Origin of the sequence: Lysinibacillus sp. CD3-6 (assembly GCF_006351725.2) — a bacterium.
GTDB lineage: Bacteria > Bacillota > Bacilli > Bacillales_A > Planococcaceae > Lysinibacillus.
Genome location: NZ_CP085880.1, coordinates 1,073,494 through 1,098,919, shown reverse-complemented (window position 1 = coordinate 1,098,919; position 25,426 = coordinate 1,073,494). Strand labels below are relative to the sequence as shown.

Sequence of the window (25,426 nt, the reverse complement as noted above, 5' to 3'; positions counted from 1 at the left end):
TTAAAATCCCTCCTGCTCAATGTCAGACATCGCTACTTTATGAGTCTCTGAAATGGATTTTAAAGGGTATACTTTACCATTTTCATCATAATAATGATGATGATCTGTGCGATATTTCTCTTCGACTTTTTGCCGAACTTCTTTGCGTGCCATCCTCGTTTCAGGCTCAATATGTGGAATAGCTGACAATAGGCGATTTGTATAAATATGCTGTGGATTTATGTAAATATCCTGACGGGTACCCGTTTCAACAAAGCGCCCTTTGTACATGATTGCAATGTAATCACACATATGTTTTACAACCCCAAGGTCATGAGAAATAAACAAGTAACTTAGCCCATATTCTTGCTGAATATCTTTCATAAAATTTAGCACTTGTGCCTGAACTGATAAATCAAGTGAGGATACAGGCTCATCAGCAATAATCAATTTCGGATTACAAGCAACTGCCCGTGCGATTCCAAGGCGTTGCTTTTGCCCTCCAGAAAATTCATGGGGATACTTTAACAGAACGTCCTCTGACATACCGACAATGGCAAGTAACGCTTTAATGCGCTTGCGTTCCTCCTGATCACTAAGCTTCAAAAAATTACGCATCGGCTCTGCCAGAATATCTAGTACACGCTTTCTTGGATTCATACTTGAGTGAGCGTCTTGGAAAATCATTTGAATATCTCTGTTATATGCCGAATTGCGTTTACGTCTTTTATTGGTAACATCGTGCCCTTCATAAATGATTTGGCCAGACGTTACCTTTTCGAGACCAATGATTGCTTTACCTGTAGTTGATTTACCAGAACCCGATTCACCGACTAAACCATATGTTTTTCCTTTTTCAAACGCCATCGTCACACCGTCAACCGCATACACTTTATCAATGACGGTATTAAAAAAGCCACCTCGTATTGAATAATGGACGTTTAAATCTTTAATGAGCATAAATGTCATACTGTTCCACCCCCTAGTTCCCCTTTAAAACGAAAGTGTTTCCAGCAAGTGCAGCGAACAAAATGCCCAGGTGCAATTTCATGTAATTGGGGGGCACTTTCATGTGCTGATTCATCAATCCACGGTATGCGGGCTGAAAAACGACAGCCTTCACGTGGCAAATGCATGAGCGAAGGCACCATGCCGTGTATTACCTCCAGTCGCTCGTTTTCCTTATGTGTTTGCGGAATGGAATTTAATAAGGAACGGGTATATGGATGTTTGGCATCATTAAACAATACTTGGACGGGCGCCTCTTCAATAACTTGTCCTGCATACATAACAGCTACACGGTCTGCAATTTCTGCAACAACGCCCAAGTCATGTGTAATTAAAATAATGCCCGCTTGTGTCTCATCTTGCAGCGTTTTTAAAAGGTCTAGAATCTGTGCTTGAATCGTTACATCTAAAGCTGTAGTCGGTTCATCAGCAATAATAATGGCTGGTTTACTGGATAGCGCTATCGCAATCATGACACGCTGGCGCATACCACCTGATAATTGATGCGGGAATTGTCTAGCAACCCGTTTAGGATGAGCAATCCCTACTTGTTCAAGCAATTCTAAAACACGTGCTTCACGTTGCTTTTTAGTTAGTGTTGTGTGATAAATAAGACCTTCCGCAATTTGTTCATGAATGCGCATTAATGGGTTTAAAGCTGAAAGAGGATCTTGAAATATAAAGCCAATATCATTGCCTCTTAATTGGTTGAATTGTACTTCTCTTAACTTTGTTAAATTTTGTTGATTGTAAAGTATTTCCCCAGTCACTTTTGTATTCCCATCATTATGTAAGCCAACAATAGTTGTGGCTAACGTACTCTTCCCACAGCCCGACTCTCCTACTATCGCTAAAATCTCATTTTTTCTTAGTGAGAGCGAGACATCTTCTACTGCTGCGTGGTATGTGTCTTTAATACGAAAACTCGTTGTTAAATTGTTAATTGTTAATAAGTTATTTGTACACAAACAATCTCCCTCCAACATTCAGTTTTCTGCTAAATGTATTTATCTTTATTTTAAAATTATAATTCCGTTGAATGAACACCTCCCTATTGACACTCACATTATAGATAGAATTATCTGATAATTTATTATAACGCTATTTTATCTAGTACTTATATGCAAAATCAAGCGTTTTTTTCAAATTATTATCATAAAATATAATGTTTCTACCTACTTTTTATCTAGATGAACTTACTATTTCATCTGCTAATTTTTATAATTTGTTATATAAATAAAATAAGTGAGTTAATGCCAAATAATTATTTTAAAATAAAATAAAAAAGAAGTTATTAACTTCACATTCAACTTTTTTCAATAATTAATAATAAAATTTGCTCGTAAATAAATTTTATTTATATGTTTTTATTTAAGTATTTTTGCGCTGCTAAATGCTTTGCTTTCATAACTTCTTATTACTTTAAAAAAATTTTGTTTCTACCATTAATTTATATTTATTTTTTTATTTTCCACACAATAATTAGTTTTTAAATTAGCAACCTTTTACATAAAAATAGTTAGTTTCTACGCTTCAAATTCTGCTTCCATGTACAATTTTGATATTTCTTTCTACATGTTGCTTGGTAAAACCGTTTTATTTCTTTTTTCCCAAGGATTACTGCATCGCTCCGCGGAATCACATCCTCGTTTCGCGGAATTACACCCTCGCTCCGCGGTATCACTCCCTCGCTTCGCGGTATCACACCCTCGCTTCGCGGTATCACACCCTCGCTCCGCGGTATCACATCCTCGCTCCGCGGAATCACACCCTCGTTCCGCGGAATTACTCCCTCAACCCGCGGAATCACACCTCTTCGCGGAATTACTCCCTCGCTTCGCGGAATTACTCCCTCGCTTCGCGGAATCGGCCCCTCGCTCCGCGGAATTACTCCCTCGCTCCGCGGAATTACACCCTCAACCCGCGGAATCACACCTCGTTCCGCGGAATCACACCTCGTTCCGCGGAATTACTCCCTCGCTTCGCGGAATCATTCCCTCGTTCCGCGGAATTACACCCTCGCTTCGCGGTATCAGCTCCTCGCTCGCTGCAATCACACCCTCACCCCGCGCAATCACACCTCTTCGCGGAATTACTCCCTCAACCCGCGCAATCACACCCTCAACCCGCGGAATCACACCCTCGCTCCGCGGAATCAGCACTCACCCCATGATATCAGCCCCTCGCTCCGCGGAATTACTCTCTCACTTCGCGGAATCGGCCCCTCGCTCCGCGGAATTACACCCTCAACCCGCGGAATCACACCTCGCTCCGCGGTATCAGCCCTCGCTTCGCGGAATCAGCCCCTCGCTCTGCGGAATTACTCCCTCAACTCGCGCAATCACACCCTTGCTCTGCGGAATCAACCCCTCGCTCCGCGGAATCAATCCTCTCTCCGCAGAATCACACCTCACTTCGCGGAATCAGCCCCTCGTTCCGCGGAATTACTCCCTCAACCCGCGGAATCAGCCCCTCGCTCTGCGGAATTACTCCCTCAACCCGCGGAATCACACCTCTTCACGGAATTACTCCCTCGCTCCGCGGTATCACACTCTCGTTCCGCGGAATTACACCCTCGCTCCGCGGAATTACTCCCTCGCTCCGCGGAATCACTTCCTCAATCCGCGGAATCACTCCCTCAACCCGCGGAATTACACCCTTGCTCCGCGGAATCACACCTCACTTCGCGGAATTACACCCTCAACTCGCGGAATTACTCTCTCGCTTCGCGGAATCAGCCCCTCGTTCCGCGGAATTACTCTCTCACTTCGCGGAATCGGCCCCTCGCTCCGCGGAATCACACCTCACTTCGCGGAATCAGCTCCTCGTTCCGCGGAATTACTCTCTCGCTTCGCGGAATCAGCCCCTCGCTCCGCGGGATCAGCCCCTCGCTCCGCGGAATCGGACTCATCCCATAAAATCAACCTTCGCTTTGCGGGATCAGCCCTCGCTTCGCGGAATCACACCTCACTTCGCGGAATTACACCCTCAACTCGCGGAATTACTCTCTCGCTTCGCGGAATCACACTCTCGTTTCGCGGAATCAGCCCCTCGTTCCGCGGAATCACACCCTCACCCCACGGAATTACTCCCTCGCTCCGCGGAATCACACCTCGCTTCGCGGAATCACACCCTCGTTCCGCGGAATTACTCCCTCGTTCCGCGGAATTACACCCTTGCTCCGCGGAATTACTCTCTCGCTTCGCGGTATCAGCACTCACCCCATGGAATCAATCCTCACTTCGCGGAATCAGCCCCTCGTTCCGCGGAATTACACCCTCAACCCGCGGTATCAGCTCCTCGCTTCGCGGAATTACTCCCTCGTTCCGCGGAATCACACCCTCAACCCGCGGCATCACACTCTCGTTTCGCGGAATCAGCCCCTCGTTCCGCCGAATTATACCCTCGCTCGCGAAATCACAGCCTCACCTCGCGGAATTACTCCCTCGCTCCGCGGAATCAATCCTCTCTTCGCAGAATCACACCTCACTTCGCGGAATCATTCCCTCGTTCCGCGGAATTACTCCCTCGCTTCGCGGAATCGGCCCCTCGCTCCGCGGAATTACTCCCTCGCTTCGCGGAATCAACCCCTCGTTTCGCGGAATTACACCCTCAACCCGCGGAATCACACCTCACCCCGCGGAATTACACCCTCAACCCGCGGAATTACTCCCTCGCTTCGCGGAATCGGCCCCTCGCTCCGCGGAATTACTCCCTCGCTCCGCGGAATTACACCCTCAACCCGCGGAATTACTCCCTCAACCCGCGGAATCACACCTCTTCGCGGAATCAGCTCCTCGCTTCGCGGAATCAATCCTCGTTCCACGGAATTACTCCCTCGTTCCGCGGAATTACTCCCTCACCCCGCGGAATTACTCCCTCGCTTCGCGGGATCGCACTCATCCCCTAAAATCAACCTTCGCTTTGCGGGATCAACTCTCGCTCCGCAGAATCCCCCTTCTCCACACCAACAGCAAATGGCACCTATCAAAGTTTGACTTTGATAGGTGCCATTTATTTACCAACATTATCTTCTTGATTTTGGATTCATTGCATCTTTTAGTCCTTCTCCGATAAAATTGATCGATAAAATGACTAATGTAATGGCTGTTGCTGGTGGAATCCAGATCCAAATTTTATCTCTTAGCACGTCTGAGTTTCTAGCCTCGGCTAGCATATTTCCCCAACTTGGTGTATCTGCTGGCACACCGAAGTTTAAGAAGCTTAATGCCGACTCAATAACAATTGTTACCGCCATTAATAATGTAGCTTGTACAATGATTGTAGAAGCGACGTTCGGTAATAAATGTTTCATAATGATTTTCGATGATTTACAGCCGATTGACTGTGCAGCTAAAATGTACTCATTTTCTTTTTCTGCAAGAATTCGACTTCGTACAACACGGGCAACACTACCCCAGCTTAATACGGAAATGACAATGATTAACGTCCATAAGCCTGATACTTTACCAACTAAAATCGTATTTAGCACGATCACAAAAACTAGTAATGGGAACATTAATACAAAGTCAGTGAAACGCATTAAAATTTGATCGATTTTGCCCCCAAAATAACCTGAAATAGACCCTATAGTTGTCCCAATTAAAACAATGAAAAACATACAACCTATACCAACCGTTAAAGAAGATTTACCTGCATAAAGCATTCGTGTAAATACATCACGGCCATTTGTATCGGTTCCAAGCCAATTCTCACTGGAAGGTGGTTGGCTAATTTTCATAAAGTCTACACGCACGATATCTTTTGTCGTAATATATGGTGCTAAAAACGATAGAATAATAACGATTAGTAAAAAAATAAGGCTTATCATAGCTAATTTATTTTTAACGAACTTTCTTCTCGCTATCACCCATGGAGAGGGGCTTTTATTCGGTGTTTTTGATGCAGACGCTTCTTGTTTTGTTATAATCTCCACATTTTTCCCCTCCCTAATCTAGTCTAATTCGCGGATCTACTATACCATACAATAAATCGGCTACTAAATTCCCAAAAAGTGTTAAGAACGAAAGTAACATAGTTATCGACATCATGACCGCATAATCTCTTCTACCAACGGAATCTAAAAATAGTGCGCCTATTCCGGGATAAGTAAAGATGGTTTCTGTTATTACTGCACCGCTTATTAATGTCGCGATGTCAAAACCAAGAAAAGTAATAATCGGAATAATCGAATTTCTTAAAATATGCTTGTTGTAAATTTTTGATTCCTTTGTTCCTTTTGCTCTCGCTGTACGTACGAAATCTTTTCTACTGTTTTCAATAATATCGTTTCGTAAAAATTGCGTATAGGATGCCGTTCCCATTAATCCTAAAACAAGTGCTGGTAATAATACGTGATGGACCCTACTTAAATAGTAAGCAAACGTTCCTTCTTGAAGTCCTACGCCAACTGAGCCGTTGAATGGGAACCATCCTAGTTGGAAAGAGAACACATAAATGGCTACAATACCAGCGACAAACGATGGAATCGCTAAAGCCAAATAATTGTATGAAGCTATTAAATTATCACCAAGTGTATAAGGCTTTCTCCCTGCATACATGCCCATGAAAAAAGCAAATATATACGTAAAAATTAAAGAGGTTACTGCTAAAAATAATGTATTCGGAATTCGTTGTGCAATAACATCTACTGCAGGTTTTTTATAAACTGTTGATTTGCCAAAATCCCCTTGTACAAAATTAGACATCCATCTTCCATATTGCACGATAATTGGATCATTATAGCCTAACTTCTCTCTCATTTCCTCGATGTATTGTGGGTTTGTATTTGAAGGATCAATTTCTCCCGCAAATGGATCTCCTGGCATCATTTTTGCTAAGAAGAACACAACTAACGAAATAAGGAGTAACAATGGAATCATGCCGAGTAATCTTCGAAGTGTGTATTGAAGCATGTGACGTCCCCTTATCAATTAAAATTTACTACTATCAGGCTCCTTAAAAGAGCCCAATAGTAGTAGGTTTCTCAGCCTTTTTTAGGCATTAAATTTACTCGACAATATGCCATTTATAAACGTCTGTTTGGAAACCAACAGCGTTAATATGAACACCTTGTAGTCGGTTGTTAATACCATATAAATCTAGGTTTTCCCATAATGGAAGTGCTGGTAATTCTTCGTTGAAGTACTTTTGCCAATCAACATAAACTTTTTTACGGTAGTCTTTATCAAATGCCGCTTCGCTTAACGCTTCTTTTAATAATTTGTCGTTTTGCTCATCTACATAACGACCGTAGTTCCATTCTGCATCATTTGCCCATAAACCAGATGGATCTGGATCAGAACCCATGCTCCAAGAACCGAAGAATGCCTCTAATGCAGCATCATCATTATCTTTCATTTCATTGTACAAGTTAAACTCTACTAAGCTACCTGTTGCTAATTCAGTTTTTACACCAATATCATTCCAAGATTGGATGATTGCTTGTGAACGACCTTCAAATGCTGCTGGTCCTGCATAGTGTCCAAATGAAATTTTAAATGGTTGGCCTTGTGGATCTTCAACAAATCCATCGCCATCTTTATCCACATAGCCTGCTGTTTTTAATAGTTCTTTTGCTTTATCTACGTTAAAGTCATATGCATTTAAATCTGAAGCATCTGCAGCAGTCCAGAAAGTAACTGGAATAACTGTATTCGCAACTTCAGCTTTTCCTTCTAAGAAAGCATCGATCATTGCTGGACGGTTAAGAGCATATAATAGTGCCTGACGTAATTCTTTTGAATTGAATTTATCAAAATCTGCTACATTTTTAAGAGTAGCTTGATCACGATGACCAAAACGAAGCCCGATATAAGAATAGCCTACACCAGTCGTTTCTTCGATACGTACATTGCTTAATGCTGAAAGCTCTTTCACAGATTGTGGTCTAATATCCATGATGTCGATTTCTCCGTTTTGGAACGCACCCGCAGCTAATGATGGGTCAATAACTTTTACAATAATACCATCAAGCGCTGGTTTCCCTTTCCAGTAATCATCAAAACGCTCTAATTCAGAATACTCGCCGTCCACAACTTTTTTCACTTTAAACGGCCCGTTTCCTACAGGTGTTTCACGCACTTGTTTTGATTCACTTAAATCTTTAACTGCAATGCCTTCATAATGTTTCTTTGGCATTGGATATTGCCAAATGCTCTCTAGATTATTAATTTTCACTTCTTTAAATGTCACTTTAATTGTATAAGGATCAACAACTTCAATTCCTGAAATTGTATCAGCTTTTCCTGCTTTTTTATCTTCTGCCCCTTTTACACCTTCAACATAATTAAAACGAGGACCATCATAATCAGGGTCTGCTAACGTTTCTAATGCAAATACCCAGTCTTCCCCTGTTAATTCATCACCATTGTGCCATTTTACGCCCTTTTCAAAGTTGAATGTATACGTTAATTTATCTTCACTAATATCCCACTTTGCAAGGTTTGGTATATATTCTAACTCATCATTTACATCATAAACGCCATCCATCATGAAGTTTTGAATATATGCATCCACAATACTTCCCGCGAATGCAGGGTCAAATACGCCCTCTGGCGCTTGGTCTGTACCGAATGTTACAACGCCACCTTCTTTAGCATCAGTCGTTGTCGTTACTGGTGTTTCCGTATCCTTTCCTGTATCTTTGTCGTCCGTTTTCGATGAATCATTATTACATGCTGCTAGGAACAATGCCATGACGAGCATAAGTAAAAGTGACCATAATGTTTTAGTCTTTTTCATTTTTTTCCCCCCGATAATTTTTTATTTTGAAAAGCATTTTATCCTTTTTTTTCTTGCCAGCTTAATATAAATGGCAAGCAACTTTGTGATCTGGCTTCACCTCCTTTAATACTGGTTTTGTTAAGGAACATTCCATCATGGCCTTTGGGCATCTTGGATGGAATGGGCATCCTTGCGGAGGATTAGCTGGGCTCGGTACATCGCCCTGTAAAACAATGCGATTGCTTTTTTTCCGAGGATCTGGCACGGGTATTGCTGAAATGAGCGCTTGAGTATATGGATGCAACGGTTCATCATAAATGCTTTCCTTGTTCGCAATTTCAACAATATTGCCTAAATACATCACGCCTATGCGGTCACTCATATGTTTAACAACGCTTAAGTCGTGGGCAATAAATAAAAACGTTAAATCAAACTCATCCTGCAACTCTTTTAGTAGATTCAATACTTGAGATTGTACGGAAACGTCTAAGGCAGAAACTGGTTCATCGGCAATTATTAGCTTTGGCTTAAGTGCTAATGCTCTTGCAATACCAATTCGTTGACGTTGACCACCAGAAAATTCATGTGCATATTTATAATACGCGTCCTTCGGCAGCCCTACTTTTCTCAATAATTCAATGACTTCTTCTTTTAAAGAATCCAACGATTTGTTGTGGAAATTCATAATAGGCTCAGCTACGATACTGCCAACCATTTGCATTGGATTTAATGAAGCATAAGGATCTTGGAAAACCATTTGGATATCTTTTCTTATTTCTCTTAATGATTTGCCTTGTAATGTCGTAATATCCTGACCATTAAACACGATTTGTCCTTCTGTAGAATCTAACAATCTAATAATCGTTCGGCCAGTTGTTGATTTTCCGCAACCAGACTCACCAACTAACCCTAATGTTTCACCATTTTTAATAGAAAATGATATATTATCTACAGCTTTCACGTGTCCGACTGTTTTTTTGAGAAATCCACCTTTAATCGGGTAATAGGTTTTTAAGTTGTTCACTTCAAGCAAAGTTTCTTTATGTTGTTTGATTGTCGTATCAGTCATGTTGTTACCTCACACCTTCTCTAGGATAGAACCTTCATATAGTAAGCACGAAACCTCATGACCCTCGCCAATATGGACAAGCTGAGGTGTTACCGTACTACACTCTGGTTTCACTGACGGGCATCTATCGGCAAATCGACAGCCGACTGTCGGCATATTTTTTAAAGATGGCACAATACCTTGAATTGTCGTTAGCTCACTAACCTCAATATCAATACGTGGAATGGATGCCATTAATAGCTTTGTATAAGGATGCTTCGGATTATAAAAAAGATTGTCCACACTCGTACGCTCTACAATTTTTCCAGCATACATAATGATGACTTCATCACACATTTCTGCCACTACACCTAAATCATGCGTAATTAAAATAATAGACATATCATTTTCCGCTTGAATTTTTCTTAGCAGTTCAAGTATTTGGGCTTGTACAGTTACATCTAATGCAGTAGTAGGTTCATCAGCAATTAAAAGCTTTGGATGACAAGCGATGGCAATTGCAATCATGACCCTTTGTCGCATCCCACCTGATAGTTGATGTGGATATTCATCGACAATTTTATCTGGTCTTGGTATGCCTACACTTTTTAATAATTCAATTGATTGCTTTCTTGCTTCTGTTTTCGAGATTGGTAGATGGTTTAATAAAATCTCCTCAATCTGATTGCCAATTGTAAATACAGGGTTTAAAGATGTCATAGGCTCTTGGAAGATCATACTAATATCTTTGCCTCGTATTTTATTCATCTCATCACTTTTGTAGCCTTCAATATTTTTGCCTTGAAACTTTATTTCTCCTCCAGTAACTTTGCCAATCCCTTGAGGAAGTAATTGCATGATTGATAGTGACATCACACTTTTCCCACAACCAGATTCCCCTACAATACCTACAATTTGGCCTGGCTTAACGGTAAACGAAACGTTATCAACCGCGTGATATATTTCTCCGTCTATATCAAAACCAGTTTTAAGGTTTTTCACTTCAAGCATTAAATTCATTTCACTCATCACACCTTTTTGTATTTTTTCTAAATAGAAATATGTAGTAATAACTTACGATGACAAACTTTTCTGATTCAATATTCAGAAAAAAGATTCAAAAATTGATTAAACTTATTTCAATATTATTTCTACTCAAATTTTTAATAGTTTTCATCTTATTCAATTAAAAAACATATTAATAAATTTTTTACAGAAGAAACAAAAAAGCATCTAACTATATACTTATGGAATTATCTGAAAATTATTCATATTGCTATTTTATATAGAAATAATGCATTTAATCAAGAGTTTTTTTACAACACTCATAATGTTATATACATAATAAACCATACAACTATTACAAAAAATTATATATTTTTTCTATTCTTTACAAACATATATTTGCTAGCCTTCTTATTTTTTCTATTATCCATCATTTATTTATTATTTAGATATAATAATAATCAATACCCTATTTCATGCTCTCCCTACTTAAAGCATTCTTTTATTTGGTAAACTTGAATATTTTAGGAACAAATCTATAATTCTGTTTATTTACAATATTCAATTATTATCTTTATATAGTTTTTCGGTTTAAAGTATTAACAACAAAAAGCACTTTTTGCTACAGTAAAAAACTATTTTTTTATTAATTTTTCAAAACGTACATCTTCATAAAAAAAACGATCATCGGCTAATCTAACCGTGATCGTTTTTTTAAAGTTCTTCTTATTATTCTATTTAACCTTATAGTTCGCCAGCTTTCAGTTTTGCATGCCAATCTTTTAAAAATGGAATATCTTCCTCTTTAATAGCACCTGATTCGTTCGCTGCTTCAATTAAATAATCAAAGTTTGTTAAAGATACATATTGGATGCCAGCTTCTTCAAATGCTTGCTCAGCACGTGGTAAATTATATGTGTAGACACATACGACACCTAGTACCTCACAACCTGCTGCACGTAAAGCTTCTACTGCTGTAATAGAGGAACCACCTGTTGACACAATATCTTCTACTACAACGACTTTTTGACCCGCTGCGTATTTTCCTTCAATTTGATTGCCACGGCCATGCTCTTTTGCCTTTGAACGAACGTACACCATAGGTAAGTCTAAAATGTCACTTACCCACGCAGCATGTGGGATACCTGCTGTAGCAGTACCCGCTACGATTTCTGTAGCCTCAAAATTTTCTTTAATGATTTTTGCTAAGCCGTTTGCCAATTGCTTACGGATCACTGGATCTGAAATAGTTAAGCGAGTATCACAGTATATCGGTGATTGAATGCCTGATGCCCATGTGAAAAGATCTGTTGGATTTAATTCAACTGCGCCTACCTTTAGCATAGCGTGTGCGATTTCGTTTTGTAATGTCATTTTGTTGCCTCCCATAATTCACTTACGATTTTATATGCTGCCACTGGATCTTGGGCGCCTGTAACGGCACGCCCAACTACGATTAACGAAGATCCATCACGTTTTGCGCCATCTGGCGTAGCGATACGTTTTTGATCGTGTGCGTCACCACCAGCTAAACGAATACCTGGTGTGACACGTAAGAATTCCTCACCGCACACTTCGGCGATTGCCTGTGCTTCATGAACCGAGCAGACAACACCATTTAAGCCTGCTTGTTTTGTTAAGCTAGCATAATGTAATACAGATTCTTGTAATGTTAGTGCAATTTTTTGCTCTGTTTGCATTTGCACTTCAGTAGTAGATGTTAATTGTGTCACAGCAATTAACGCTGCACGCGCTCGACCCGCTGGTGTACCCGCTTCTAGGCCTTCGAGTGCTGCTTCCATCATTGGGCGACCGCCTGCTGCATGTACATTGACTAAATCTACCCCTAATTTTGCTAAACCTTTCATCGCTGAGCCAACAGTATTTGGAATATCATGTAGCTTTAAATCTAGGAAAATATCGTGACCTAAATCCTTCACTTTACGTACAATATCAGGACCTTCCTGCATATAAAGCTCCATACCAATTTTTACGAAAAGAGGCTCTTGAAAATGTGCTAAAAACTTGAAAACTTCCGCCTCACCTGGGAAATCAAGTGCTAGTATTGGTTTTGTATTCATTAACGATGGCTCCTTCCGATTATGTCCGTAATATGCTCTACGCCTAATGCGTCAAGCTTTGCTGGTAACTCCTCAATGATGTTCGGGCAAACGAAATGGTCTACAAAATTGGCTGTCCCAACTGCAACTGCTGATGCACCTGCTGACATAAAGTCAATAACATCTTGCGCTTCGCTCACTCCGCCCATTCCAATAATCGGAATATTAACGGCTTTATATACCTCATATACCATACGAATGGCAACTGGTTTTACTGCTGGACCAGATAAGCCTCCTGTACCATTTGCAATAACTGGTTTACCTGTACGCTCATGTAAACGCATGCCGATTAAAGTGTTAATCATCGTAATACCATCCGCTCCGCCTGCTTCCACTGCTTGAGCGATTTCTACGATATTCGTTACATTTGGTGATAATTTTACGTAAACAGGTACTTCTGAAACAGCTTTTACTGCCGCAACGAGCTCTCGTGCTGTTGCTGGGTCTGTACCGAATTGAATACCCCCACATTTTACATTCGGGCAAGAAATATTCAGTTCTAGCGCTTTTACATTCGGTGCTGCAGAGATGCGACGTGCAACTTCCACATAATCTGCTGTTTCAGTTCCAGCTACATTGGCGATGATTGGCACATCATAGCCTTCTAAAAACTTTAATTCTTCATTCATTACTTTTTCAATACCAGGATTTTGTAAGCCAATGGCATTTAGCATCCCTGCTGCTGTTTCCGCTACACGTGGTGTTGGATTGCCAGGTCTTGTTTCCACTGTTGTTGCTTTAATCATAATAGCGCCAAGCTTCGATAAATCGTATAGCTGTGCATATTCACGACCAAAGCCGAAGCAGCCTGAAGCTGGCATAATTGGATTTTTTAAATTTAAGCCAGGTATTTGGATATTTAAACGACTCATAATGCCACCGTACCTTTCGGGAATACTGGACCGTCAGAGCACACTTTGACATAGTCTTTTTCAATTTGATCTGTTGTCTTGCATACACATGCGAAGCAAGCCCCAATGCCACATCCCATGCGCTCTTCAAAAGATAAGTACCCTTCTTTTTCTGGGTAGAAGCCTTCTAACGCTTTTAGCATTGGTAGAGGACCACAAGAATAGAACACATCAAACTCGGGTGCACGCGTTTCTAACACGTTTGTTACAAAGCCCTTCGTTCCTTTCGATCCATCTACTGTTACGTAATGCGTTTCACCAAGTGCATTAAACTGCTCCTCATAGAAGCAAACATCTTCTGATTGGAAGCCTAATACATGGATTGTTTTCACACCACGAGCATGAAGCTGTTTGGAAAGTTCATGTAAAGGTGGTACACCGATGCCGCCACCAACTAACAATGCAGTCCCACCTGCCTTTACAGCGTCGACTGGGAAGCCATTACCAATTGGGCCAAGGACATTGACTAACTGCCCTTCACGATTTGTTGCTAATACTTGCGTTCCTCGACCTTCCGCACGGTAAATCATTGTAAATTCACTGTTGTCTTTATCTATGTTTGCTATACTGATTGGTCGACGTAAAAGCGGCTCCAATGAATCTGACACCTTTACATGGACAAACTGGCCAGGAGTCATATCCTGAACCAGTTCACCACGAAGTGTCAATTCGAAAATGTTTGTCGCAATTTGCTTTTGAGAGACGACCGTCATTTTCTCTTGACGAATCATATTAATGTACTACCTCCGCTTTTGGCATTTGTTCTGCTGTAAATGTCATTGATTCAATTACACGCAGCATTGCTTCTGCTGTATCTAATGAAGTTAAGCAAGGTACGCCATTTTCTACAGATTCACGACGAATTCGGAATCCATCACGAGCTGGTTGTTTGCCTTTTGTTAATGTGTTGACTACTAACTGTGCTTCACCGTTTTGAATTAAGTCTAATAGCGTTTGGCCTTTTGCACCGATTTTACCTACAACATCTGTACGTACGCCTGCTGCTTCAAATGCTTGTGCTGTACCTTCTGTCGCAACGATGCGGTAGCCAACTGTTGAGAAGCGTTTGGCAAGTGCAATTGCTTCTTCTTTATCCTTATCAGATACAGTGAATAATACTGTGCCTTCTGTGCGAATTTCCATGCCAGCTGCAACTAAGCCTTTGTAAAGGGCTTTTTCTAAAGTGGCATCTTTCCCCATTACTTCCCCGGTTGATTTCATTTCAGGCCCTAATGTAATGTCCACGCGGCGTAATTTTGCGAATGAGAATACTGGTACTTTCACAAACACACCTTTTTGCTCTGCTGCTAAGCCTGTTGGATAGCCTTGTTCTACGATTGATTTACCAAGAATGGCTTTTGTTGCAATGTTTGCCATTGGAATGTTCGTAATTTTACTTAAGAACGGTACTGTACGAGATGAGCGAGGGTTTACCTCAATCACATATACTTCACCATGTGAAATTACATACTGGATGTTCATTAAGCCGATGATACCAAGACCTTTTGCTAGACGCGTAGTATAGTCGACTAACGTATCTTTTTGCGTTTGTGTTAATTTTTGTGGTGGGTATACAGAAATCGAGTCACCAGAGTGTACCCCTGCACGTTCGATATGTTCCATAATACCTGGGATTAATACATTTTCACCGTCACAAATCGCATCTACTTCAATTTCTTGACCTGTTAAGTATCGGTCTACTAAAACTGGGTGATCAGGTGAAGCCTCAACAGCGTTTTCCATATAATGTTGTAATTCTTCTTCGTTATAAACAATTTCCATTGCACGTCCACCTAGTACATACGAAGGGCGTACTAGCACTGGGAAGCCTAAGCGTTCACCAATCGCAAGTGCTTCTTCTGTTGATACAGCCGTTTCACCTGGAGGCTGTGGAATGTCTAATGCATGTAATGCTTGTTCGAATTTATCGCGGTTTTCAGCACGATCGATGTCTTCTAGCGATGTACCTAAAATTTTCACACCATTTGCAGCCAATTTATCAGCTAGGTTAATAGCTGTTTGACCACCGAATTGCACAACTACGCCAATTGGTTGTTCTAAATCGATAATGTGCATTACGTCCTCGATCGTTAATGGCTCAAAGTATAATTTATCTGAAATTGAGAAGTCAGTTGATACTGTTTCTGGATTTGAGTTAATAATGATTGCTTCATAGCCTGCTTCTTGGATAGCCCAAACTGAGTGCACTGTAGCGTAATCGAACTCTACTCCTTGACCGATACGGATTGGGCCTGACCCTAATACGATGACAGATGGTTTATCAGACTTGATAGATTCATTTTCTTCCTCATAAGTGCCATAGAAATATGGTGTTTCTGATTCGAACTCTGCTGCACATGTATCCACCATTTTATAGACAGGGACAATGCCATTTTCTTTACGATATGCATAGATTGCTTCTTGCGTTGTGTCCCATAGTTCCGCGACTTTTTTATCCGCAAAGCCTAAACGTTTTGCTGTACGTAATACTTTTTTATCGTTTTTATTGTCAGCAAGTGTTTGCTCCATATCTACGATGTTTTTGAATTTATTTAAGAAGAATAAGTCGATTGCAGACCATTCATGAATTTGCTCGATTGTTACTCCGCGGCGCAATGCTTCTCCGATGAAGAATAAACGCTCATCGCCCGCTTTACGGATGCGTTTTTCAATCCAAGAATCAGAGTTATCTTCAGCATGTTTTAGCTCTAGATGAACTTGACCTGTTTCAAGTGAACGTACAGCTTTTAGCATTGCTTCCTCGAACGTACGACCAAGCGCCATTACTTCCCCAGTAGCCTTCATTTGTGTGCCTAGGTTACGTTTTGCTGATTCGAATTTATCGAATGGCCAGCGTGGAATTTTCGCGACGATGTAGTCTAATGCTGGCTCGAAGCAAGCGTAAGTTGAACCAGTAACTGGATTTTTAATTTCATCTAACGTTAAGCCTACTGCAATTTTTGCTGCTAGCTTCGCAATTGGGTAACCCGTTGCTTTTGAAGCTAATGCAGATGAACGAGATACACGTGGGTTTACTTCGATTACATAGTAGTCGAAGCTATATGGATCAAGGGCTAACTGTACGTTACAGCCACCTTCAATTTTTAGTGCGCGAATAATTTTTAGTGAGATATTACGTAACATTTGGTTTTCGCGGTCAGAAAGTGTTTGTGTTGGTGCTACTACGATTGAATCACCTGTATGAATACCGACTGGATCGACATTTTCCATGTTACAAACAACAATTGCATTGTCAGCTGCATCACGCATTACTTCATATTCAATCTCTTTAAAGCCCGCAATTGATTTTTCAAGTAAGCATTGTGTCACTGGCGAATATTTCAAACCTGATGTAACGATTTCTTCTAAGTCTTGATCGTTATAACAAATACCGCCACCTGTACCTCCAAGTGTGAATGCAGGGCGCACGATTACTGGATAACCGATTTTTGCGACAAAGTTTTTCGCTTCATCTAAGTTATGGATAATGTCTGACTCAGGTACTGGTGCACCAAGTTCGTACATTAAGTTACGGAATAAGTCACGGTCTTCTGCTTTATGGATAGCATCAAGTTTTGTACCAAGAATTTCGATATTTAGCTCATTTAAAATTCCTGAGTTGTCTAACTCGATTGCCATATTTAAACCTGTTTGACCACCTAGTGTTGGTAGGATTGCATCTGGACGTTCTTTACGTAAAATGCGTGATACAAATTCTAGTGTGATTGGTTCAATGTATACTTTATCTGCAATTTCAGTATCTGTCATAATTGTTGCAGGGTTTGAGTTTATTAAAATAACGCGGTAGCCTTCTTCTTTTAATGAAAGACAAGCTTGTGTGCCTGCATAGTCAAATTCTGCTGCTTGTCCGATGACGATTGGGCCTGACCCGATTACTAAAATAGTTTCTATATCTGTACGTTTAGGCATGTTGTTTCCCCTTCCCTGCTTCTACTTCCATCATTTCAATGAATTCATCAAATAAGTGGTTTGAATCTTCTGGTCCTGGTGATGCTTCTGGGTGATATTGTACCGTGAAAATCGGATATTTCTTATGACGTACGCCTTCACAAGTACCATCATTTAATGCGATATGTGTTAATTCTAAATCTGTATCTTTTAAAGACTCAATATCGATTGCATAGCCATGGTTTTGAGATGTTAAATCTGTACGACCTGTGCGTAAATCTTTTACTGGATGGTTACCACCACGGTGACCGAATGGTAATTTAAATGCCTTTGCGCCACTTGCTAATGAGAATATTTGGTGCCCTAAGCAAATACCGAACATTGGCACTTTTCCGATTAAATCGCGTACAGTTTCGATACCTTCTGCAACGTCTTCAGGATTCCCTGGACCGTTTGACAGCATAATGCCATCTGGATGCCATGCTAAAATTTCTGCTGCTGGTGTGTTGTAAGGAACAACGAGTACATCGCAATCACGTTTATTTAATTCACGAAGAATACCATGCTTCATACCGTAGTCAATTAATACTACTCGTTTGCCACGACCTGGAGATGGGTATGCAGCCTTTGGCGATACTTCGCGCACATGATGTGTAATGGCTGGTGTCGCTTGTAGTTTTGCGACGGTTTCTTCTACATTCACTTCTTCGTCAGCCGCTGTTAATATCGCTTTAACAGATCCTTTGCTACGAATAATGCGTGTTAATTTACGTGTATCAATACCTTCAATCCCTGGGATATCTTTTGATGTTAAATATTCATCAACTGTTAAATCACATCTGAAGTTTGACGGTGTTTTTGCTAGTTCGCGAACTACAAATCCACGAATTGCAGGTGTAATAGATTCGAAATCATCACGGTTAATACCGTAGTTACCGATAAGTGGGTATGTTAACGTTACGATTTGTCCGTAGAATGAAGGATCTGAAATCGTTTCTTGATAACCTGTCATCCCTGTTGTGAATACGATCTCACCTTGTGAAGCTCGCTCGCTACCGAACGCTGTGCCTGTAAATACTGTGCCATCTTCTAAAATAAGTAAACGTTTTTTCATTACTCTGCCTCCTGGTATACGATATTACCTTCAAAAATAGTTACTACTGGCCAACCTTTCGCAACCCAACCATTGAATGGTGTATTGCGACCTTTTGATACAAAACCTTCTGCATCAATTGTTTGTTCTTTCTTTACATCAATTAAAACCATGTCTGCTGATGCACCCACTTCTAACGTTCCGTATGGTAAGTCAAAAATTTGGGCAGCTTTCACAGTCATCCAATCAATTAATTGCTTTAAAGTCCATTTCCCTGTTTCAACAAATTGTGTATATAACAATGGGAAGGCTGTTTCAAAACCGACGATGCCAAATGGTGCGCCCACCATACCGCAACATTTTTCTTCTATTGTATGTGGTGCATGATCTGTTGCGATGCAGTCGATTGTGCCATCAAGGAGTGCTGCATGTAGAGAATCTTTATCGTCCGCACCGCGTAATGGTGGGTTCATTTTCCAGTTCGCATCATCTGATGGAATATCCATCTCTTCAAGTAATAAGTGGTGTGGACAAACTTCTGCAGTGACGCGAATGCCTGCTGCTTTTGCGTCTCGCACTGAGCGCACAGATTCTTTTGTTGATACGTGACACACATGGTAGCGTGCACCTGCAGCTTCGGCAAGAAGAACATCGCGTGCGATTTGAACAGATTCACAAATGGACGGAATACCTGGTAACCCTAGCTCCTTGTTGCGCTTGCCCTCATGCATGACACCATCATAAATTAATGAATTATCTTCACAGTGTGCTACAACAACCATGTCATGCTTTGCTGCATCCTGCATTTGTTCGTACATCGTTGAAGCTAATTGGATTCCTACTCCATCGTCTGAGAAAGCGACAGCACCATGTGCTTTTAATTCCGCGATATCCGTACGAACTTCACCAGAAATGTCTTGTGTTAATGAGCCATATGGCAATACACGAATCACTGCACTTTCTTTTATAAGACCGTTAATTAGTTGCATGTTTTCTACAGTGTCAGGCACTGGTTTTGTATTCGGCATTGCACAAATCGTTGTAAAACCACCTTTAGCTGCTGATGCAGAGCCTGTGGCAATTGTTTCTTTATGTTCAAAACCTGGCTCGCGCAAATGTGTGTGTACATCTACAAAGCCTGGAGCAACAACTAAACCGTTTCCTTCGATAATTTCCGCACCAGCTACATCGACCTCTTGTCCAATGGCAGTAATTTTGCCATCGACCATGGCGATATTCACTGTATGCAGTTCACCTTGTTCATTTAACATTTGCACATTTTGAAGTACTTTTGTCATGTTATTCTCTCCCTTGTAAAATTGTTTCGATAATTGCCATGCGTGTATATACACCGTTACGTACTTGCTCAAAAATGCGAGAACGTTCGCATTCAACTAGCTCTGATGCAATTTCTACATCACGGTTAACTGGTGCAGGATGCATAATAATTGCTTTTTCCTTCATTTTCTTCTCACGTTCCACTGTCAATCCGTACTCTTCATGATAGCTTTCTTTTGAGAAGCTTTTATTTACTTTATGACGTTCATGTTGTACACGAAGTAACATAATGACATCGCTTATTTCGATTAAATCATCCCAAGAATGATGTGCGTTGAAATCTCCTGCCCATTCTTCGGGGCACAGGAAGTGCACATTTGCTCCTAGTCGTTGTAGCGCCGAAGCATTTGATTTCGCGACACGACTATGCGATATATCTCCCGCGATTGTGATATTTAACCCTTCAAAAGAACCAAACTCTTTTTTTATCGTATACAGATCAAGTAATGATTGTGATGGATGTTGACCAGCGCCATCGCCTGCGTTTATAACTGCAACATGAATGCCTTCTAGTAGCTCGTTATAATACTCATCCTCTTTTGCTCGGATAACGACCGCATCCATGCCAATCATTTCTAATGTTTTGACTGTGTCGTACATCGTTTCACCCTTTGTCACACTTGAAAAGCCTGCGTCAAACGGGATTACAGTACAGCCGACTTTCCGCTCTGCCATCTCAAAGCTCGTTTTCGTTCGGGTACTTGGTTCAAAAAATAAGTTTGCAACGTTGTAAGCACGAGATAACGATGATGTTTCGCCATTTTCAAAAGCCTGCGCACGATGTAAAATGCTGTTAATTTCTTCAGTTGTTAAATGTTCCATTGATAATAAGTTCTTCATCATGTACCTCCATTAGATTGTGTGTCATGAACGTCTATGTATGACGTTCTTCATTATTTAAGTGTCTAAATAATGTAAAAGCCCCGCTGATGTCATCAGCGAGGCATAAGGAGGCGTGACAAACTATAGTAAGCTGTATTGCTTACTGATTGCTTGTCCACAACTTCCCTTTTTTTGCCTCTCTGGACAATTCATTAAAAGGTACTACTATGAATTATTATTTTGATTGTAAGGTACTGGTATATCGGCTTCTTTTTTGCCTGGTAAAACCGCGTTTAGCACAACTCCGATAATGGCTGCTAACGCCATACCTTCTAGACTTAGAGATTCTGTGACGATAAATTTCGCACCGCCGATACCTATTACTAGAATAACAGAGGCAATCACTAGATTGCGGCTGTTCCCAAAATCAACATGGTTATCTACTAGCATACGTAAACCGCTTGAAGCGATAATACCGAACAGCAGAATGGAAACTCCGCCAAGAACAGCTGTTGGAATTGTTGCGATTACTGCCATTGCTTTCCCGAAGAATGACAGGACAATCGCTACCACTGCCGCTCCTGCTATTACGTACACACTGTAAACACGTGTGATTGCAAGAACACCGATGTTTTCGCCGTACGTTGTTTTTGGTGGACCTCCAATGAACGCACTCACTAATGTCCCAAAGCCATCACCTAGTAATGAGCGATGTAAGCCTGGTTCTTTAATATAATCTCGATTTACTACTTTTCCTAGTACAAGCTGGTGACCGATATGCTCTGAAATTGTCACAATGACAATCGGTACCATCGCTAGTAAAATCGTAGATGTAATCGTAAAGTCATAATCTATACCTGGAATGATGAAATGTGGTACTGCAAACATCTTCGCTTCTTTAATCGGCTCGAAGTTGACGATACCAATACAGATTGAATATACATAGCCTACGATCAGGCCGATTAATATCGGCATTGTACTTAAAATCCCCTTAAAGAAGATTGTAAAAATGATTGCCGTAAATAATGTGACAAGTGCTGCTGAGAAATGCAGTAAGTTATACTCTCCATCAACATTCATCGCCATGCCTACTGCTGTTCCTGATAAGCCAAGGCCGATCACCATAATAACTGGACCAACTACGATTGGAGGAAGAATTTTCATAATCCATTTATAACCGCTCTTCCAAATGATGAGTGACACAATGCCGTAGGTAACACCGACGGCCATCGCCCCTATCATAGCGTTACCTGGGTTGACACTTAAGCCATTGTCATCTAAACCGCCTGCAGCAAGTAAAATCGGTGCGATAAAGGCAAACGATGAGCCTAAATATGCTGGTACTTGAAACTTCGTAATTAATAAGAAGAACAATGTGGCAATCCCGCTTGTTAGAAGGGCGATTGCTGGGCTAAGTCCTACTAGCTGTGGTACTAAAATCGTTGACCCGAACATGGCAAACATGTGTTGAAAACTTAATGTCACCAATTGGACTGGAGTCGGTTTATCATTTACATCTAACACTGCCTTTGACATAACGTTTCCTCACTTTATAGTTAGTCTTCTTTATAAATAATGACGCAATCTTCACCGTCAACTTCAGTTAAATTAACAACGATCCGCTCTGTTCCAGATGTCGGCACATTTTTTCCAACATAGTCCGCTCGAATTGGCAACTCTCGGTGGCCTCGATCAATCAATACTGCCAGTTGAATTTGGGCTGGTCGTCCTAAGTCCATTATGGCATCTAATGCAGCTCGAACTGTGCGGCCAGTATATAGTACATCATCAATTAAAATTATTTTTTGGTTGGCAACAACATAATTGATATCAACTTGCTCGACATGTGCTTGCTCATTTTCATGCTTTGTCGTTAAATCATCTCGGTAAAGTGTAATGTCTAGCTCACCAGTACGAATCGCTTTACCTTCTATTTTTTCGATACGCTCCGCTAAGCGTCTCGCTAGAAAGGCACCGCGCGTTTTTATACCGACTAATATACATTCATCAATGCCTTTATTACGTTCAATTATTTCATGTGCAATACGTGTTAATGCTCTTGTCATCGATGGCCCATCTAATAGCTCATTTTTTGACATATTTTGTCCTCCTCTCTAGAATCTATTTTCAGTGTTGTCCATAATGCGCAACTTTTATCAAAAAGAATTCCTGATGAAAGCTTTGTAGCACATTCGGATTGTTACGCGATGCTCCCTAAGTCGTTAAGCATCATTGTCAACGGCATAAAAAAACCTCTCGAGGCGAATAGCCTGAGAGGGTTGAGTACGTGTTTAAATAGCATGTCGAAAAAATTTGCAGCACAAATTTTTGCAACACGTTCACATGTACCTTCTCAGCCTCTCTGGACTGCCATTAAAGGTGAATATTAAATTAAAGTCGTTCATTCACTTTCGTTAGTATAGACCTTCTTTAAATATTCGTCAATCCTTATTTCGTAATTCCTCTAATAATTGTACATAATCGACAGGAAGTGGTGCTTCAAACTCCATATATTCACCTGTTGTAGGATGATTAAATCCTAAAATTCCTGCATGTAATACTTGTCCACCAAAATCAATTGTCTTTCTCGGTCCATATTTTGGATCACCGACAAGTGGGAAACCAATATAATTCATATGCACGCGAATTTGGTGTGTACGTCCTGTTTCAAGGCGGCATTCTACAAGTGTGTAATCACCGAAACGTTCAATAACTTGGAAGTGTGTTACCGCATGTTTTCCTTTATCAACAACTGCTTGCTTTTGACGATCCTTTTGATCGCGGCCAATCGGTGCGTCAATCGTCCCTTTATCATGTGCAATATGTCCATGAACAAGAGCTGTATATTTACGCGTTACCGTTTTGTTCACAAGTTGATCGACTAACGATTCATGCGCCACATCGTTTTTCGCTACCATCAGTAAACCTGATGTATCTTTATCAATACGATGTACAATACCTGGGCGCATTACACCATTAATGCCCGATAAATCTTTACATTGATACATTAAACCATTCACAAGTGTACCTGTCATATGACCAGGCGCAGGATGGACAACCATACCCTTTGGTTTGTTGACAACGAGCACATCCGCATCTTCATAAACAATATCAAGTGCTAGGTTTTCAGCGATTACATCTAAAGGTTCTGCCTCTGGCACGATGATTTCTACTACATCGCCTGCTTTTACCTTATATTTCGCTTTTACTGTCTCACCATTTACTTTAACAATTCCTTCTGTAATCCAATTGCTAATTTGTGTACGAGACCATTCTGTTTGTATACTTGAAATCGCTTTGTCAATGCGCTCTCCTTGCTGTTGTTCTTCGATTGTGTATGATACTTGCGTCATTGTTTCACCTGTTTCTTTTCTTTTTTATCTTCGGCGATTAAACCAATCATTAATACGACAACGGCAATTGTTAATGCTGCATCCGCAATATTAAAAATTGGGAAATCGTAATTCATAATAGGGATTAATACGTCGACAAAATCTACTACTTCTCCTCTAAATAAACGATCAATAAAGTTACCAACGGCGCCGCCCAATAACAGCATTAAACCCACTTGGAAAAGAGGCTTGCCCTTTGCTTCTTTATGATAAAAGTAAATGATGGCGCCAATAACAGCAATTGTCACAATGGAAAATAACCACATTTGCCCTTCTAGCATTCCCCAAGCTGCACCTCTATTGCGATGCGATAAAATGCCAAACCATGGATCCCATACGGAAATGCGTTCACCAAACTCCATATTTTTCACAATTAGCCATTTTGTCCATTGATCTAAAATAATCACAAAAGCGGCCAATCCATAATATTTATACACAGCTATTCCTCCGATCACTCAACATCTTACCTATTCTACCATAAGAGCTTATATAGCAATAACTAATATAACATGAAAATATGACGGAAACACAAGGCTGTGGCCCAAAAGCAAAAATCGGCGTGCTTAATCAATCGTTCTGTCAAAAAAATCACATAAACGCCATGCCTTGTCCAAAAAAGTTCAATAAGTTGTCCCCTATTTTGGACGACTTCTACGTAAAATAGGAAGCCGTTGATTGCCGTTCCAGACGCTCCCTTTCCGCAGGCACAGCTCCAACTAATTTTTGCGGCAGAAGCCGCAAAAATGGATTTTCTGCTTGTACTGTTCCCGCAGGAGTGTCGCACCTTCCACTCCAATTAACTAGTATCGCCTGCTAACCTAAAATAGACTGCTCCTAAAAAATACATGAGGTGATGATAACTCTTTTTGCCTTTCCTCCCAAAAGTATCCGTGTTGGGCTTGCCTCGTGGAAAATATCCAACTTTGCATAGCCCAATAGACGATTGCGGACACATTACTTTAAAAGAAGCATTAATTGATTGACTCAAAATAAAAAGACAGTAGACCAACTCCATCTTCTTTGAGTTGGTCTACTGTCTAAGCTTTTTACAATTTATTACTAAATAGTGAAAGTTG

At 40.7% G+C, this 25,426-nt stretch carries 19 protein-coding genes; all 19 read right to left on the bottom strand.

Going from position 1 to position 25,426, the window contains the following annotated elements:
• Window positions 1-948 carry an ATP-binding cassette domain-containing protein gene (locus FH508_RS05105; RefSeq protein ID WP_173477824.1) on the bottom strand — a complete coding sequence of 316 codons (948 nt, stop codon included), beginning with the start codon at window positions 946-948 and terminating at the stop codon, window positions 1-3.
• Window positions 945-1,955 carry an ABC transporter ATP-binding protein gene (locus FH508_RS05100; protein WP_228134386.1) on the bottom strand — a complete coding sequence of 337 codons (1,011 nt, stop codon included), beginning with the start codon at window positions 1,953-1,955 and terminating at the stop codon, window positions 945-947. Before FH508_RS05100 ends, FH508_RS05105 begins: the two co-directional genes overlap by 4 nt.
• 3,059 nt (window positions 1,956-5,014) lie before the next feature.
• On the bottom strand, window positions 5,015-5,923 hold the full coding sequence (opp4C, locus tag FH508_RS05095; protein ID WP_173477826.1) for an oligopeptide ABC transporter permease: 909 nt from the start codon (window positions 5,921-5,923) through the stop codon (window positions 5,015-5,017).
• A gap of 13 nt (window positions 5,924-5,936) precedes the next feature.
• On the bottom strand, window positions 5,937-6,902 hold the full coding sequence (opp4B, locus tag FH508_RS05090) for an oligopeptide ABC transporter permease (RefSeq protein ID WP_173477827.1): 966 nt from the start codon (window positions 6,900-6,902) through the stop codon (window positions 5,937-5,939).
• Window positions 6,903-6,996: 94 nt separating this feature from the next.
• On the bottom strand, window positions 6,997-8,730 hold the full coding sequence (gene opp4A, locus FH508_RS05085) for an oligopeptide ABC transporter substrate-binding protein (protein ID WP_173477828.1): 1,734 nt from the start codon (window positions 8,728-8,730) through the stop codon (window positions 6,997-6,999).
• A 61-nt stretch (window positions 8,731-8,791) separates the two neighbouring features.
• The gene (locus tag FH508_RS05080) at window positions 8,792-9,781 is read right to left on the bottom strand and encodes an ABC transporter ATP-binding protein (RefSeq protein ID WP_173477829.1); all 990 of its coding nucleotides are present in this window, start codon (window positions 9,779-9,781) and stop codon (window positions 8,792-8,794) included.
• Between the two features lie 9 nt (window positions 9,782-9,790).
• The gene (locus tag FH508_RS05075; RefSeq protein WP_173477830.1) at window positions 9,791-10,789 is read right to left on the bottom strand and encodes an ABC transporter ATP-binding protein; all 999 of its coding nucleotides are present in this window, start codon (window positions 10,787-10,789) and stop codon (window positions 9,791-9,793) included.
• A 720-nt stretch (window positions 10,790-11,509) separates the two neighbouring features.
• Window positions 11,510-12,139 carry an orotate phosphoribosyltransferase gene (gene pyrE / locus FH508_RS05070; protein WP_139860207.1) on the bottom strand — a complete coding sequence of 210 codons (630 nt, stop codon included), beginning with the start codon at window positions 12,137-12,139 and terminating at the stop codon, window positions 11,510-11,512.
• Window positions 12,136-12,846, bottom strand: coding sequence for an orotidine-5'-phosphate decarboxylase (gene pyrF, locus FH508_RS05065; protein ID WP_139860209.1), 711 nt, complete (start codon window positions 12,844-12,846; stop codon window positions 12,136-12,138). Before pyrF ends, pyrE begins: the two co-directional genes overlap by 4 nt.
• Window positions 12,846-13,757, bottom strand: coding sequence for a dihydroorotate dehydrogenase (locus tag FH508_RS05060; protein WP_139860211.1), 912 nt, complete (start codon window positions 13,755-13,757; stop codon window positions 12,846-12,848). The genes pyrF and FH508_RS05060 overlap by 1 nt, the downstream gene beginning before the upstream one ends.
• Window positions 13,754-14,527: a dihydroorotate dehydrogenase electron transfer subunit gene (locus tag FH508_RS05055; protein ID WP_139860213.1), complete on the bottom strand. Its 774-nt coding sequence runs from the start codon at window positions 14,525-14,527 to the stop codon at window positions 13,754-13,756. Before FH508_RS05055 ends, FH508_RS05060 begins: the two co-directional genes overlap by 4 nt.
• 1 nt (window position 14,528) lies before the next feature.
• Entirely contained in the window at window positions 14,529-17,726 is a 3,198-nt protein-coding gene (gene carB, locus FH508_RS05050; RefSeq protein ID WP_173477831.1) for a carbamoyl-phosphate synthase large subunit, read from the bottom strand.
• Window positions 17,719-18,819 carry a carbamoyl phosphate synthase small subunit gene (locus FH508_RS05045; protein ID WP_173477832.1) on the bottom strand — a complete coding sequence of 367 codons (1,101 nt, stop codon included), beginning with the start codon at window positions 18,817-18,819 and terminating at the stop codon, window positions 17,719-17,721. The genes carB and FH508_RS05045 overlap by 8 nt, the downstream gene beginning before the upstream one ends.
• On the bottom strand, window positions 18,819-20,096 hold the full coding sequence (locus FH508_RS05040) for a dihydroorotase (protein ID WP_173477833.1): 1,278 nt from the start codon (window positions 20,094-20,096) through the stop codon (window positions 18,819-18,821). Before FH508_RS05040 ends, FH508_RS05045 begins: the two co-directional genes overlap by 1 nt.
• Before the next feature lies 1 nt (window position 20,097).
• Entirely contained in the window at window positions 20,098-20,976 is an 879-nt protein-coding gene (locus tag FH508_RS05035) for an aspartate carbamoyltransferase catalytic subunit (protein ID WP_173477834.1), read from the bottom strand.
• 207 nt (window positions 20,977-21,183) lie between these two features.
• Window positions 21,184-22,494 carry a solute carrier family 23 protein gene (locus tag FH508_RS05030; RefSeq protein WP_173477835.1) on the bottom strand — a complete coding sequence of 437 codons (1,311 nt, stop codon included), beginning with the start codon at window positions 22,492-22,494 and terminating at the stop codon, window positions 21,184-21,186.
• 20 nt (window positions 22,495-22,514) lie between these two features.
• Complete coding sequence (pyrR, locus tag FH508_RS05025) at window positions 22,515-23,057, bottom strand: bifunctional pyr operon transcriptional regulator/uracil phosphoribosyltransferase PyrR (protein ID WP_173477836.1); 543 nt, start codon at window positions 23,055-23,057, stop codon at window positions 22,515-22,517.
• A gap of 342 nt (window positions 23,058-23,399) precedes the next feature.
• Entirely contained in the window at window positions 23,400-24,311 is a 912-nt protein-coding gene (locus FH508_RS05020; RefSeq protein ID WP_173477837.1) for an RluA family pseudouridine synthase, read from the bottom strand.
• On the bottom strand, window positions 24,308-24,787 hold the full coding sequence (lspA, locus tag FH508_RS05015; RefSeq protein WP_173477838.1) for a signal peptidase II: 480 nt from the start codon (window positions 24,785-24,787) through the stop codon (window positions 24,308-24,310). Before lspA ends, FH508_RS05020 begins: the two co-directional genes overlap by 4 nt.
• Window positions 24,788-25,426: the final 639 nt, after the last annotated feature.